At 59.0% G+C, this 14016-nt stretch carries 13 protein-coding genes; 7 read left to right on the top strand and 6 right to left on the bottom strand.

Annotated elements, in window-relative coordinates; all coding sequences use genetic code 11:
* Positions 1–12: 12 nt before the first annotated feature.
* From ACZ46D_RS11035 to lptA, 6 genes are all read right to left on the bottom strand, one after another.
* Complete coding sequence (locus ACZ46D_RS11035; protein ID WP_464927487.1) at positions 13–402, bottom strand: HEAT repeat domain-containing protein; 390 nt, start codon at positions 400–402, stop codon at positions 13–15.
* Positions 403–449: 47 nt separating this feature from the next.
* A complete protein-coding gene (locus tag ACZ46D_RS11030; RefSeq protein WP_464927486.1) occupies positions 450–1127 on the bottom strand; it encodes an HAD-IA family hydrolase in 678 nt (225 codons plus the stop codon).
* Between the two features lie 206 nt (positions 1128–1333).
* Complete coding sequence (rapZ, locus tag ACZ46D_RS11025; RefSeq protein WP_464927485.1) at positions 1334–2206, bottom strand: RNase adapter RapZ; 873 nt, start codon at positions 2204–2206, stop codon at positions 1334–1336.
* Between the two features lie 39 nt (positions 2207–2245).
* Positions 2246–3715, bottom strand: a complete 1470-nt coding sequence (rpoN, locus tag ACZ46D_RS11020) for an RNA polymerase factor sigma-54 (protein WP_464927484.1) — start codon at positions 3713–3715, stop codon at positions 2246–2248.
* A gap of 251 nt (positions 3716–3966) precedes the next feature.
* Positions 3967–4689, bottom strand: coding sequence for an LPS export ABC transporter ATP-binding protein (gene lptB, locus ACZ46D_RS11015; protein WP_464927483.1), 723 nt, complete (start codon positions 4687–4689; stop codon positions 3967–3969).
* Between the two features lie 14 nt (positions 4690–4703).
* The gene (gene lptA / locus ACZ46D_RS11010) at positions 4704–5264 is read right to left on the bottom strand and encodes a lipopolysaccharide transport periplasmic protein LptA (RefSeq protein WP_464927482.1); all 561 of its coding nucleotides are present in this window, start codon (positions 5262–5264) and stop codon (positions 4704–4706) included.
* A 227-nt stretch (positions 5265–5491) separates the two neighbouring features.
* Between lptA and argB the strand changes: the two genes are divergently transcribed.
* The 7 genes from argB (at position 5492) to lysA (ending at position 14016) form a co-directional block, all read left to right on the top strand.
* Positions 5492–6370 carry an acetylglutamate kinase gene (gene argB, locus ACZ46D_RS11005; protein ID WP_464927481.1) on the top strand — a complete coding sequence of 293 codons (879 nt, stop codon included), beginning with the start codon at positions 5492–5494 and terminating at the stop codon, positions 6368–6370.
* A gap of 168 nt (positions 6371–6538) precedes the next feature.
* A complete protein-coding gene (locus ACZ46D_RS11000; protein ID WP_464927480.1) occupies positions 6539–7738 on the top strand; it encodes an acetylornithine/succinylornithine family transaminase in 1200 nt (399 codons plus the stop codon).
* A gap of 243 nt (positions 7739–7981) precedes the next feature.
* Complete coding sequence (gene argF, locus ACZ46D_RS10995) at positions 7982–8893, top strand: ornithine carbamoyltransferase (protein ID WP_464927479.1); 912 nt, start codon at positions 7982–7984, stop codon at positions 8891–8893.
* A 45-nt stretch (positions 8894–8938) separates the two neighbouring features.
* Positions 8939–10150, top strand: a complete 1212-nt coding sequence (locus tag ACZ46D_RS10990; protein WP_464927478.1) for an argininosuccinate synthase — start codon at positions 8939–8941, stop codon at positions 10148–10150.
* Between the two features lie 23 nt (positions 10151–10173).
* The gene (gene argH / locus ACZ46D_RS10985; RefSeq protein ID WP_464927477.1) at positions 10174–11589 is read left to right on the top strand and encodes an argininosuccinate lyase; all 1416 of its coding nucleotides are present in this window, start codon (positions 10174–10176) and stop codon (positions 11587–11589) included.
* Positions 11586–12650: a fibronectin type III domain-containing protein gene (locus tag ACZ46D_RS10980; RefSeq protein ID WP_464927476.1), complete on the top strand. Its 1065-nt coding sequence runs from the start codon at positions 11586–11588 to the stop codon at positions 12648–12650. Before argH ends, ACZ46D_RS10980 begins: the two co-directional genes overlap by 4 nt.
* 100 nt (positions 12651–12750) lie before the next feature.
* Positions 12751–14016 (top strand): diaminopimelate decarboxylase, encoded by a 1266-nt coding sequence (gene lysA / locus ACZ46D_RS10975; RefSeq protein ID WP_464927475.1) that lies wholly within the window; start codon positions 12751–12753, stop codon positions 14014–14016.

The following is a 14016-nucleotide window of genomic DNA, read 5'->3' as shown; positions in this document are numbered from 1 at the left end:
AGCTGGCAGCTGTCAGCTTCCAGCCAGAATATCCGCCACCATCTCCCGGATCTGCGGCTCCGGGTCGTCGGCCAGGGGCTTGATCTGGGCCAAGGCCTCGGGGGTACCGATGATGCCCAGCAGGTTCACGGCCTCGCCGCGCATCCACGGGGTTTCCTCGGCAAGGACCGGGAGCAGGGCAGGGATGGCCAGCGCCATCTCCTGCGGGCGGATACCCTTCATCTCTTCAAAAAGCACCGCCATCCCCATCCGGACCATGAAACGTTCATCGCGGAGCAGTTCGCCACTCAGCCCGTAGAGTGCGGGGTCCTGCTTGAACATGGCCATGATGTTCTCCACATGGCCCATCTCCAGGAAATCGGCAATAACCGCGATCAATTCCGCCTGTTCTTTTTCGAGCATGGTTGGTTGTTCCTTGGGTGTTGCTGCTTCACGGCTGAAACCAAACGTCAGTCTGCGGTCTCGGGGATAAGTTCCTTGAAGGTGACCACCGAGGGGAAATCCTCGGAGTGGGCAACCGGTTTGCGGCTGCTGGGACGGGCGATAAAGATGAGAACGCCCATGCCGTAAAGCCGGGCAGAGGCCAGCACCTTTGCGGTATCATCGGCCAGCATGGTCCTTTCTTTCTCATAGCCCAGGAGCGCCTCCAGCCCCTGCCAGAAGACCGGATCTTCCTTGGCCATCCCAACCTCTTCCGCGCAAATGATCCGGTCGAAATAGCCTGCCAGTGCCGTTTTTTCCATCTTGATGGCCAGGGTCTTGCTGTGGGCGTTGGTCACCAGATAGATCTTCTTGCCGGCCTTGCGGCAAAACCTGAGAAAGGCCACCACGTGGGGATGCACCCCGATGAGGTGGTTGATCTTCATCTTGAGGGCCGGGATATCGAGCCCCAGTTGGTTGGACCAGAAATCCAGGTCGGTCCAGGCCAGGGTTCCCTCCCTCCCCTTATACCGGGCCAGCAGTTCAAGCCTCGCCTCGTCGATGGAGAGATCGTGCTCCAGGGCATAGTGCTCCGGCACATAATGCTCCCAGAAATAATCGTCAAAATGGCGGTCCAGCAGGGTGCCGTCCATGTCCAGCAGGACCGTGTCTATCGCCTGCCAATCCAGAAGTGGTGTTTTGGTCATATGCGCTCATCAGGCCCAGGTGCGTGTGCGCCTTTGCCTTTTTTTGTCGAGGCTCTTGCAAAAGCCCTAAAAGTTCCCTCCCCCCTGGCGGGGGAGGGTTAGGGAGAGGGGGAAATAGCTACGAAATAGGCAGTTGCGACTTCACCCACCCCCCACCCCCCTCCCGTCGAGGGAGGGGGGTCAATTTGGTGGAGTCTGCAAGAGGCTTACTTATCCAGATCCCGGTGGAACAGCTTCACCGGCCATTTTCCCCCAGCCAGATGACGGTGGATCTCTTCGGCCACGGCCACGGAGCGGTGTTTCCCGCCGGTACAGCCCACGGCGATGGTGAGGTAGGCCTTGCCTGCCTGCTCAAATTCGGGGAGCAGGAAATCAAGCAGTCCGAAAAGCAGGACGAGAAATTGGCTGCCGCTTTCATTTTCCAGGGCATGACCGGCCACCGCTGCATCCAGGCCCGTTTTCTCCTTGAGTTCCGCCACATAATAGGGGTTTGGCAAAAAGCGGACATCAAATAACAGGTCTGCCTCGCTGGGCAACCCGTGCTTATGGCCAAAGGAAAGGATGTTGACCCGCATGGCGGAAACCGGGGCAGCGTCGTGCAACAGGAGCTCGTGCCGCAGCTCGGTGGGGGTGAGGCTGCTGGTGTCAATCACCCGGTCGGCCAATTGGCGAAGTCCGGCCAGCCGCTTTTTCTCCGAGGAGATTCCGTCTTGAACCAGGCCGACCTGGGCCAGGGGATGGGCGCGCCGTAGTTGGCTGTAACGGCGGAGCAGGACCGTGTCGTTGGCCTCGAGAAAAATGATCTGCGCCAGGGTGACCTTGGGCTTCACCTCTTTCAGCACCCCGGCCAGGGCCGGAGCCAGCTCGGCATCTCGGGCATCCATGACCAGGGCCAACCGGTGCGGTCCATCTGCTCGCCGGGCCATGCCGTCGAGCAGGGGCAGGAGGAGAAAAACCGGGAGATTGTCGATGCACAAAAAACCGGCATCCTCAAAAACATTGAGGGCCGTGGACTTGCCTGCCCCGGAAAGGCCGGTGATGATGGTCAGGGTGAGTGGCGGGCTGCTGGTTTCAGACATGGCGTTGTGATAGGGCTAAGGGAGAAACAGGCATCCAGATCAGCTCAGCTTGGGTTTTTTTCGGAACTTGGAAGGGAGAATCCCCATCTGCTCCCGGTATTTGGCCACGGTGCGCCGGGCCAGTTTGATATCCTCTTTGGCGAAGATATCGGCAATGGCATTGTCGCTGAGGGGATCTTGATGGTTCTCGCCACCAATGATGCTGCGGATGCGTTCCTTGATGCTTTCCGAGGCCATGGCGTCCCCGCCGTCGTGGCGGCTGATGGAGGAGTTGAAGAAGTACTTCAGCTCAAAGGTGCCCTGGGGGGTGTGCACGTATTTGTTGCTCGTCACCCGGCTGATCGTCGACTCGTGCATGCCGAGGTCCTCGGCCACGTCGCGGAGGACCAGGGGCTTGAGGAAGGCGACCCCTTTTTCAAAAAAATCGTGCTGAAACTTGAGGAGCGATTCCACCACGCGGTAGATGGTGCGTTGCCGTTGATGGATGCTTTTTATCAGCCACAGGGCCGACTTGAGTTTCTCCTGCACGTAATTCTTGGTGTCGGCCGGGGCGCCGGAATCTTTTTTCAGGATATCCTTGTAATAGTTGCTGACCTTGAGGCGGGGCAGCCCTTCATCGTTGAGCAAAATGACGTATTCCCCGCCGATTTTGTGCACATAGACATCCGGGATGATGTACTGGGGCTCCTCTTCGGAATAAATCCTGCCCGGATGCGGGTCCAGCTCGGTGATCACCTTGATTGCCGCGAGGATCTCCTCGATGGGGCGGCCCGTGGCCCTGGCAATGGCGCCGAAATTTCGGTTTTCCAGGGTATGGAGATGCTCCCGGACTATAGTGGCGGCCAGGGAATCCTTAAGCCCCAGGCGGGCCAGTTGCAACAACAGGCAATCCTTGAGATCCCTGGCCCCGACCCCGGCCGGGTCCATTTCCTGGACCACGCCGATCAGCCGCCTCGCCAGCTCCGGCTCGCAGCCCGTGCCTTCGACAATCTCCGCCTCCGTCACCACCAGAAAGCCGTCCCGGTTCAGGTTGCCGATGACGAAATGGCCGATCTCCTTTTCCTCCTCGGTGAGATGGGAAAGGGTCAGCTGCCAGGAAAGATGGGAGTGGAGGTCTGGTTTGGTGGTCAGGATGTCAAGGCGGGAGGGCAGGTCGTTATCATCCTTGCTCCGGGTGGAGAACCCGCTTTCATAGTCGTTGCTGTAATTTTCCCAGTCGATCTCCCGCAAGGAGGAGTCGCTTTCCATCTGGACCTCGGCGGTCTTTTCCGGCTCTGGCACCGGGGCGTCCAGCGCCTCGTGGCCATACCCTTCCTGCTCTTGCTCTGTCTCGCCCTGGTCCTGGCTGTCGGTCGCTTCTTCCAGCACCGGGTTGATCTCGATTTCCTGCTGGATGGTTTCGGCAAGCTCAAGCCGGGAAAGCTGGAGCAACTTGATGGCCTGCTGCAACTGGGGGGTCATCACCAGTTGCTGGCTGAGTTTCAGCTGCTGTCTCAGTTCAAGGGCCATGTGTCCGCCGGAGTCCTTTCCCGTAAAAAGAAGAGCAGAGGCCAACGCGGGATTGCGCAGCCCTTGTGCGAGTATAATACTCCATGACGGCAAGGTTTTTGCAAGAAGAATTTAGGGGGGGCTAAAAAAGAAGGGGGTATTTTGTTACGATGGACTGAGGCGTACCATTCAGCCGGGAACCAAAAATTTCCGGTAACCTCGATATTGTAAACGTTGAGCAACACCGCAGATGCGGCACTGCTCAACGTTTACTACAGGGTGAAGTTTTCGCCGAGGTACATCCGGCGGGCTTCCTCGTTTCCGACGATTTCTTCGGCGTTGCCATGGATGAGGATCTTTCCCTGGCTGACGATATAGGCCTGATCACAGACGGAAAGGGTTTCCCGTACGTTGTGATCGGAGATGAGCACCCCCAGGCCGCGGTTTTTCAGGTTGCTGATGATCTGCTGGAGATCGGCAACCGATAACGGATCGATCCCGGCAAAGGGCTCGTCCAGGAGAATAAAAAGCGGATTGGTGGCCAAGGCCCGCATGATCTCCACCCGGCGACGCTCGCCCCCGGAGAGCGAATGCCCCCGGTTGCCGGCCAGATGGCTGATCTTCAGGTCTTCCATGAGCTGGCCGACCCGGTTGTTGATCTCTGCCTTGGCAAGACCCAGCGGCTCTAGAACGATGCGGACATTTTCCTCCACGGTGAGCTTTTTAAAGACCGAGGATTCCTGGGGCAGATAGGAAAGCCCCTTGACCGCCCGTTGGTGGATGGGCAGGGAGGTGATATCCTCGCCGTCCAGCAGGATGACGCCTGCGTCGGGCCGGACAAACCCGGCAATGGCGTAGAAGGTGGTGGTTTTTCCGGCGCCGTTTGGCCCGAGCAACCCGACCACGGTGCCGGTTTCCACCCGCAGGCTGATGCCGTCGACCACTGTCCGATTTTTATAGCGCTTAACGATCTCTTTTGTTTCTAGAACAGACAAGGGAGCCTCCGTCTTCACTGTTGCTGGCCACTCTGCGGCCCTTCGCCGCCGGGATAGAAAAAAGCCTTGACCCGTTCGCCTTTCTTCTCGCCCCGCTCCACGATGCTCTTGCCCTGGTCGAGGAAAACGACCACGGTATGGCCGGTGACTAGGTTGTTGTCCTGCCAGACCTTGCTGTTGCCGATGAGAATCATCTTGCGCTCGGCTTCGTAATACTCCATTTTGTCGCCGGTGCCGGTCATGCCTTCATTCTGGATTTCCACATTGCCCGTGGCAAAGAGCTTCTTGAGAGTCCGCTCCTCGCTTTGGGGCAGCTTGGCTTTTTCTTCGTTGGAAAGATAATACACCGTCATTTCCGCGGCGCGGATCACCATCTGGCCTTGCCTGGCATCCACGTTCCCGGAAAAAAGGACCGCGTTCTCATTCTTCATCGAAACCATCCGGTCCGCCTCGATATGAATCGGCGGTTTGTTGGTGCCGGCAGAGGGGGAGGCAGGCGCAGCCAGGCCTGGACCGGCGGCCAAGAAGGGACTCAGGAGCACAAATTGGCAAAAAAAACGGAGGACTGGTTTCATTTTTTTTAGTTTCCTTATGGTGCTGATGGACTTTGAATACATAAAGATACCAGCATCAAGGGTTCTCGGCAATCGCTTTGCCGGAAGAGTGCGCCTGTTTTTTGGCTGCCTATCTTCTTTACAGATTGCGGCCAGCGGTTTATATCTTGCGTACTATCAATACAAAGCGGCTGCTTTTTTTGAAAAAATCAGCCCCCCGACCATTCAACCATTACAGACAGATTGCCATGCACACAGGTATAGAAAAAGCCAAAATACTCATCGAGTCCTTGCCGTATATAAAGAAATTCTTCGGCAAAACCGTGGTCATCAAATACGGCGGCCATGCCATGGTGGATGAGGAACTGAAAAAGAGCTTCGCTCTGGACATCATCTTGATGAAGTACGTTGGCATCAATCCGGTGGTGGTGCATGGCGGCGGGCCGCAGATCAACAAATTCCTGAACAAGATGAATATCAAGAGCGATTATGTTCAGGGGATGCGGATCACCGACGGCGAAACCATGGACGTGGTGGAGATGGTCCTGGTGGGTAAGGTGAACAAGGAGATCGTCGGCCTGATCAATTTCCATGGGGGCAAGGCGGTGGGCCTTTCCGGCCGGGACGGCGATTTGATCAAGGCGAAAAAGATGCAGATCATGAAGGCCCAGGCCGAAAACACCCCGCCGGAAATCATCGACCTCGGCCGGGTGGGGGAGGTGACTGCGGTCAATCCGCAGATCCTCCACACCCTGGACGCCCAGGACTTCATTCCGGTCATCGCTCCGGTGGGCGTGGGCGAAGACGGGCAGGCCTACAACATCAACGCCGATCTCGTGGCCGGAGCCATCGCCACCCAGCTCAAGGCGGAAAAACTCATCCTGCTCACCGACGTGGCCGGGGTTCTGGACAAAGAGGGCGCGCTCATCTCCTCCATGACCTGCGACGCGGCGGACCAATACATCGCGGACGGGGTCATTGGCGGGGGCATGATCCCCAAGGTCAAGTGCTGCCAGGGCGTGGTCCGCGCCGGGGTTGGCAAGGCGCACATCATCGACGGCCGGGTGGAGCACGCCATCCTGCTGGAAATGTTCACCCAACAGGGCGTTGGAACCGAGGTGGTGTAAGCGGTCGCAGGGCACCACATCTCCTTTGTCATCGACCTGTCCGCATATTTGATATATGGCGGACAGGCCTCTTTCGCGGATCTGCAGCACCCTGCAACCGCTTACAGCTATGGGGCATAAGCGCGATAATTAGCGTTTCACCCCCGCGATCAGTTACGAGATGGTATTATGACGAATGCGGAATGGATCGAAAAAAGTAATGCTTCTTTCATGACCACCTACGGCCGGTATCCCGCAGTGATGGTCGAGGGGAAAGGCTGCCTGCTCAAGGATGCCGACGGTCGGGAATATCTGGATTGCCTCGCCGGCATTGCGGTCTGCAGCCTGGGCCACTGCCATCCGGCGATTACCGAGGCGATCTGCCGCCAGGCCTCTACCCTGGTGCATGTTTCCAACCTCTACCACACGATTCCGCAAACCGAACTGGCCGAGCTGCTGATCAATCATTCCTTTGGAGACCGGGTATTTCTGGCCAACTCCGGGGCAGAGGCCAATGAAGCGGCGATCAAGCTGGCGCGCAAGGCAAGCCCTCCTGGAAAATACGAGATCATCTCCCTGGTCGGCTCTTTCCACGGCCGGACTCTGGCCACCGTGGCTGCCACGGGCCAGGAAAAGTTCCATAAAGGCTTTGAGCCGTTGCCCCAGGGCTTCCGCCATGCACCCTTCGGCGATCTTGCGGCCTTGGAGGCAATGATTGGCCCGGAAACCTGCGCCATTCTTTGTGAGCCCTTGCAGGGAGAAGGCGGCGTCCGGCCGCTATCCCCTGAGTATCTCGCCGGGATCCGCCAGCTCTGCGATAAGCACAACCTGCTGTTGATCTTTGATGAGATTCAGGTGGGCATGGGGAGGACCGGTACCCTCTTTGCCTACGAGCAGTGCGGGGTGACCCCCGACATCCTTACCCTGGCCAAGGCCTTGGGCAACGGGTTGCCCATCGGCGCCATGCTGGCCAAAGAGTCGGTGGCCAAGGCGTTCGAGCCGGGCAGCCACGCCTCGACCTTCGGCGGCAACCCGGTGGTCTGCGCCGCCGCGGTGACAGCCTTAAGGATCATGCTGGCCGAGGGCTTTTTCGCCGAGGTGAAGGCAAAGGGGGATTATCTGGCCAAGCGGCTCAATGGGTTGGCTGCCAAATATCCGGCCATCGCCGAACCATCTCGCGGCCTTGGCCTGATCCAGGGGCTGCCTTTAGCCGAGGCTTGGCTTGACCAAGGTCCAGCCATGGTCAACCTCCTCTTTGAAAAAGGGGTGCTCCTCAATTTTGCCGGGGGCAAGGTGCTGCGTTGTCTGCCGCCGCTTGTCATCAGCCGAGCCGAGATAGACCGGCTGATTCAGGCCTTGGACGAGGTTTTTGCCGAGCTGAGCCAATAGCCTCCCATATATTTTCCACGAAAAATCCCTTTGCAAAAAAAAAGTTTTTTTGTATGAATTGTAGTTTGGCCCAACCAAAGGGAGACATTGTCCGTCACCCACCGGCCATGGTTGGACCGACATTTTTTTGAGCCGGTCTTCTGAATTCTGCTCCGCGGTATGCCGCCGACAGGACGCCCTGAACAGAAAGAACACTTCTTTCCGCGATATCGTGTGGGGAAGACCGGCAGAGAGAGCGAAATCATGACACAGCATTTACTGGCATTACAGGACTTCAGCAAAGAGCAGCTTAATGCCTACATTGAGCAGGCCCTGCTTCTGAAAAGAGAAGCCAAGGCAGGGGTCCGCCACCAGCAGTTGGCCGGAAAAACCGTGGCCCTCATCTTTGAAAAGCCCTCCACCCGGACCAGGGTCTCCTTTGAGTCGGCCATGTATGGCCTGGGCGGTCAGGTGATCTATCTCTCCGGCCGGGATACCCAGCTGGCCCGCAATGAGCCCCTCAAGGACATGGCCCGGGTTATGGCCCGCTATGTGGACGGCATGGTGGTCCGCACCTATGGCCAGGCCATTGTCGATGAGCTGGCCGGCTATTCCTCGGTGCCGGTGATCAACGCCCTCACCGACCTGCACCATCCCTGCCAGGTGTTGAGCGACATCATGACCGTGATCGAGCATAAGGGGGAGGTGGCAAATCTCCATGTCGCCTGGTTGGGCGACGGCAACAACATGGCCAATTCCTGGATCCAGGCCGCCGCCCGTTTCGGCTTTGCCCTGACCTTGGCCTGTCCGGCAGGCTATGATCCCAACCCCGCCATTCTCGCCGCCGCCCAAGCTGTGGCGAGCCGGCCCATCCGGGTGGTGCGCGATCCGGTGGAGGCGGTGCGGGGGGCGGATGTGATTAATACCGACGTCTGGGCCAGCATGGGCCAGGAGAGCGAGCAGGAGGCACGGATCGGGGTGTTCCGGCCGTATCAGGTGAACAGTGCCCTGGTGGCCCAGGCCAACCCTGGGGCCATTGTCCTCCACTGCCTGCCGGCCCACCGCGACGAGGAAATCTCCGAAGAGGTGCTGGAGGGACCGCAATGCGTCGCCTTTGACCAGGCCGAGAACAAGCTCCATATCCACAAGGCCATTCTGGCCATGCATCTGGCCTGAGAAAGGGCCAAAACTGAAGACAAGCATACTGGGAGAACACGGCCAATGGCTGCCAATATAAACAAGATCGTCCTCGCCTATTCCGGCGGGTTGGACACCTCGGTTATCCTTAAATGGTTGCGGGAAGAGTATCAGGTTCCGGTGGTCGCTTTTGCCGCCGATGTGGGCCAGGAGGAAGATTGGGACAAGGTCCGGGCCAAGGGCATGGCCACCGGCGCCGAGAAGGTGATCATCTCCGATCTGCGCGAAGAGTTTGTCCGCGACTATGTCTTCCCGGCCTTTCGGGCCAATGCCATCTATGAGGGCTCCTATCTGTTGGGCACCTCCCTGGCCCGGCCGGTCATCGCCCGGGAACAGGTGCGGATCGCCGAGGCGGAAGGGGCCGATGCCGTAAGCCACGGCGCCACCGGCAAGGGCAACGACCAGGTCCGCTTTGAGCTGACCTACCTGGCCTTAAACCCCAAGCTGACCATCATCGCCCCCTGGCGAATCTGGGACCTCAACTCCCGGACCAAGCTCATGGCCTATGCGGCACAGCACGGCATTCCGGTACCCGTTACCAAGGAAAAGCCCTACAGCTCAGACGAGAACCTGCTGCACATCAGCTTTGAAGGCGGCATCCTGGAAGACCCGTGGAACGAGCCGGAGGAGAGCATGTTCAAGCTTTCCGTCTCCCCGGAAAAGGCCCCGGACACACCGACCTATATCGAAATGGAGTTCGTGGGCGGCAACCCGGTAGCCCTCAACGGCGAAAAACTCAGCCCCGCGGCCATGCTGGCCCGGCTCAACGCCCTGGGCGGCGCCAATGGCATCGGTCGCTTGGACATGGTGGAAAACCGCTTCGTGGGGATGAAATCCCGAGGCGTCTATGAAACTCCGGGGGGCACCATATTGCGCGCGGCGCATCGCGATCTGGAGACCATCACTCTGGACCGCGAGGTCATGAAGATCCGCGACAGCCTGATCCCCCGCTATGCCGAACTGATTTACAACGGCTTCTGGTTCTCGCCGGAGATGAAACTCCTGCAAAGAACCATGGATAATGCGCAGGAAACGGTGAACGGCGTGGTCCGGCTCAAGCTGATCAAGGGCAACTGCATCCCGGTGGGGCGGAAGTCCGAGCAGTCGCTCTACCAGGAAAGCTTTGCCACCTTTGAGGAAGACCAGGTCTACACCCAGTCGGATGCCGGTGGATTCATCCGCCTCAACGCCCTGCGGTTGACCATCCAGGCCCTGGTGGAAAAGAAGAAGAAATAATCCCGGCACGAGCAGAGACGACAATGGCATCCTCTTCAAAAGAGAAGCAAAAGGCTCCGGCCAAGCTGTGGGGCGGCAGGTTCGCGGAAAAAACCGCCGCTTCGGTGGAGGCCTTCACCGCCTCCATCCACTACGACGCGCGGCTGTATCGGCACGACATCGCCGGCAGCCGCGCGCACGCCAAGATGCTTGCCAAACAGGGGTTGATCAGCGCCAAGGAGCGGGACCAGATCGTCAAAGGCCTTGGCCAGATCGAGCGGGAGATCGAAGCGGGGACGTTTGTCTTCAGGCCGGAGCTTGAAGACATCCACATGAACATCGAAAAGACGCTGGTGGAAAAGATCGGCCCGGCCGGGGAAAAGCTGCACACGGCGCGAAGCCGCAACGACCAAGTGGCCCTCGATGTGCGTCTGTATCTCCGGGAGGAATGCCGCCGCCTCATCGAACTGGTGGCTGAGCTGCAAAAAGCCTGTGTGGTTCTGGCCCGGAAATACGAGCATGCGGTGATGCCCGGCTATACCCATCTGCAACGAGCCCAACCGGTATTGGTGGCGCACCACCTGCTGGCCTATTACGAGATGTTCGGCCGCGACCGGGAGCGTCTCACCGATGGACTGAAGCGGATCAATGTCATGCCCCTGGGTGCTGCGGCCCTGGCCGGCACCGGGTTGCCCATCGACCGCGAGTTTGTCGCCAAGGAGCTGGATTTCCCCAAGGTCACCGCCAACAGCATGGACACGGTGGGGGATCGCGATTTCATCATCGAGTTCATGAGTGCAGCCAGCCTGATCCAGATCCATCTCAGCAGGTTGTCCGAAGAGCTGGTCCTCTGGACCACCGAGGAGTTTTCCTTCGTGACCCTGGCGGACAGCTTCTGTACCGGCAGCAGCATCATGCCCCAGAAGAAGAACCCGGACATCCCCGAACTGATCCGCGGCAAGAGCGGGAGGGTGGTGGGCAATCTCATGAGCCTGCTCATGCTGGTCAAGGGGTTGCCCATGACCTACAACCGCGACCTGCAGGAAGACAAGGAACCGCTGTTCGATACGGTGGATACGGTTTCCCAGTCGGTGGCGATCATGGCCCAGCTGCTTGCCAACCTCACCTTCAACGAGGCGCGGTTGGCTGCGGGACTTGGCGGCGGCTACATGACCGCCACCGACTTGGCGGATTATCTGGTGCGCAAAAACATCCCCTTCCGCCAGGCCCACGCCATTGTCGGCCGCACCGTGGCCTTTTGCCTCGGCAAGGGCAAAGAGCTCACCGAGTTGACCTTACAGGAGCTGCAGAAATTCTCCGAGGTCATCGAAGCAGATGTTTTCAAGGTGCTTTCTGTCGAGGGCTCGGTCAAGAGCCGGGTATCCCTGGGCGGCACTTCGGGAAAAATGGTGGCCAAGGCCTTGAAGCGGGCGGAAAAAGAGTTGGGGATTACGGCATGAAACCTGAAGCTGTCCGGATGCAAATTTTTGCCGTGGTTCTGGTCGCGCTCGTCGCCCTGTCCGGCTGCGGCAAGAAGACCCGGCCCGTGCCGCCCGACACCGTAATGCCCGCGCCCATCAGCGATCTCAGCTATCAGTTGGATGAAAAAGGGGTGACGCTCAATTGGTCCTATCCCCGGCAAACCGTGCAGGGCGACCGGTTGCCGTACCGGATTGAGAAATTTGAACTGCTGCGGGCCGTTATCCCCAGCAAGGACTACTGTGCAGACTGTCCCATCCCCTTTGGGCCTCCCATCGTGATCAGGGCGGAAAGCAGCGATCAGGGCAAGGTTGCCTATGAGGAAACCCTGCTGCGCCCCAACCACCGCTATGTGTATCGGGTGCGCAGCAAGGCGGGCTGGTTTGTCAGCAGCGATGACTCAAACACCGTTTCGGTGGTCTGGGACACCCCGCTGCTGGCCCCCGTGAATTTTAAGGTTGAGGAAGGGGACAAGACTCTTACCCTGCGCTGGCAACCGCCGGCAGGATTGCTGGATGGGACAACCGTCTCCGACCCCATCCGCTATCAGGTTTCCCGCTCGACCGACAACGGCGAAATATTTACCGAGATGCCCGGTGAGCTGATCGAGGGCTTGGCCTATACGGACAAGGGTCTGCGCAATGGCAAGACCTACGTTTACAAGGTACGAGCCATGCGGCTGCATTCGGGCACCGTGGCGGCTGGCATGGCAAGTGAACCGCTGACTGCTGTTCCCCGCGATCTCACGCCGCCGGCGCCGCCCCAGAAGGTACGAGCCGTGGCCACCGGCACCGGGGTCAAGATTATCTGGGAGGCGGTTGCCGAGCCCGATCTGGCAGGTTTCCGCATTTACCGCCGCTCGGCTCAAAACCCCACCCCGGAACGCATCGGCGAGGTTGGCGGGGCAGGCCTTTCTTATCTCGATGCACAGCCGCCAAAGGGAAGAGGGGTCTGGTATTATTCGGTTTCCGCCTTTGACCAGGCCCGGCCGGCCAACGAAAGCACCTACTCCATGGAAGCCTCCTATGAGGTGTGGGAGTAAGAAGCCTGTTTTTTAGCCACGAAACCCACGAAAATAAAACACACACTTTCGTGTTCTTTAGTGGGTTTCGTGGCCAAACGAAATGACGGTATAGCGAACCATGCATGATTTTCAGTACAAAAACGACACGCTGTATTGCGAGAATATTGCCGTGCCAACGGTGGCAGAGGCGGTGGGCACCCCGTTCTATCTGTACAGCGGCGCCACCCTGACCCGCCATTTTGCCGCCTTTGACCGCGCCTTTGCCGATATCCCCCATCTCACCTGCTTTGCCGCCAAGTCCTGCGCCAACATCGCTATCCTCCGTCTTTTTGCCAGCCTTGGCGGCGGCGCGGACATCGTTTCCGGCGGCGAGCTATTCCGGGCCCGCACCGCCGGGGTCGATCCCCGGAAGATTGTCTATTCGGGGGTGGGCAAGACTGCGGACGAAATTCGCTTTGCCTTGGAGACGGGGATCCTCATGCTCAATGTGGAATCCGAGCAGGAGCTGGCCGTGATCCAAGAGGTGGCGGCAGGAATGGGGCTCAAGGCGCCGGTGTCCTTCCGGGTGAACCCGGATGTGGATCCCAAGACCCACGCCTATATCTCCACCGGCTTGGCCAAGAACAAGTTTGGCATTCCCATCACCGAGGCCTTGCGGGTCTATCTCGCCGCCAGCAAGCTGCCCAACATCACGATCAAGGGAGTAAGCTGCCATATCGGCTCCCAGCTTACTTTAGTTTCGCCCTTTGTCGAATCGTTGGCCAAGGTGAAGCGTTTCATCGCCCAGCTTGGTGAACAGGGAATCACCATCACCCATCTTGACCTGGGCGGGGGGCTCGGCATCCGCTACAACGCCGAGGAGCCGCCCGAACCCGCGGAGTATGCCCGGGCCATCAAACAGGAGCTAGGGAGCCTGAACTGTACCCTGATCCTCGAACCGGGCCGCGTTCTGGTGGGCAACGCCGGGGCGCTGATCACCAAGGTGCTCTACACCAAGGAAGGGCTCAAGAAATTCATCATCGTCGATGCCGGGATGAACGACCTGGCCCGGCCCAGCCTCTACGATGCCTTTCATCTCATCCAGGCCGTGGAACGGCCCGGCCGGGAGCAGGAGGTGGCCGACGTGGTGGGGCCCATCTGTGAAACCGGTGATTTTCTCGCCCGGGACAGGGCGATGCCCAAGGTGGCAGCCGGCGATCTGCTGGCGGTGATGAGCGCCGGGGCCTACGGTTTTTCCATGTCTTCCAATTACAACTCCCGCCCGCGGGTGGCCGAGGTTCTGGTGCATGGGGAGGCATTTTATCTGATCCGGGCCCGGGAAACCTACGAAACGCTGATCCAGGGGGAAAGCATCCCTGGATTCCTTAAGCAGCAGGACGCATGA

Source organism: Thiovibrio sp. Mzg5, from assembly GCF_055379285.1.
The sequence above is the reverse complement of the archived record's forward strand: the minus strand, read 5'-3'. Positions and strand labels throughout refer to the sequence as shown.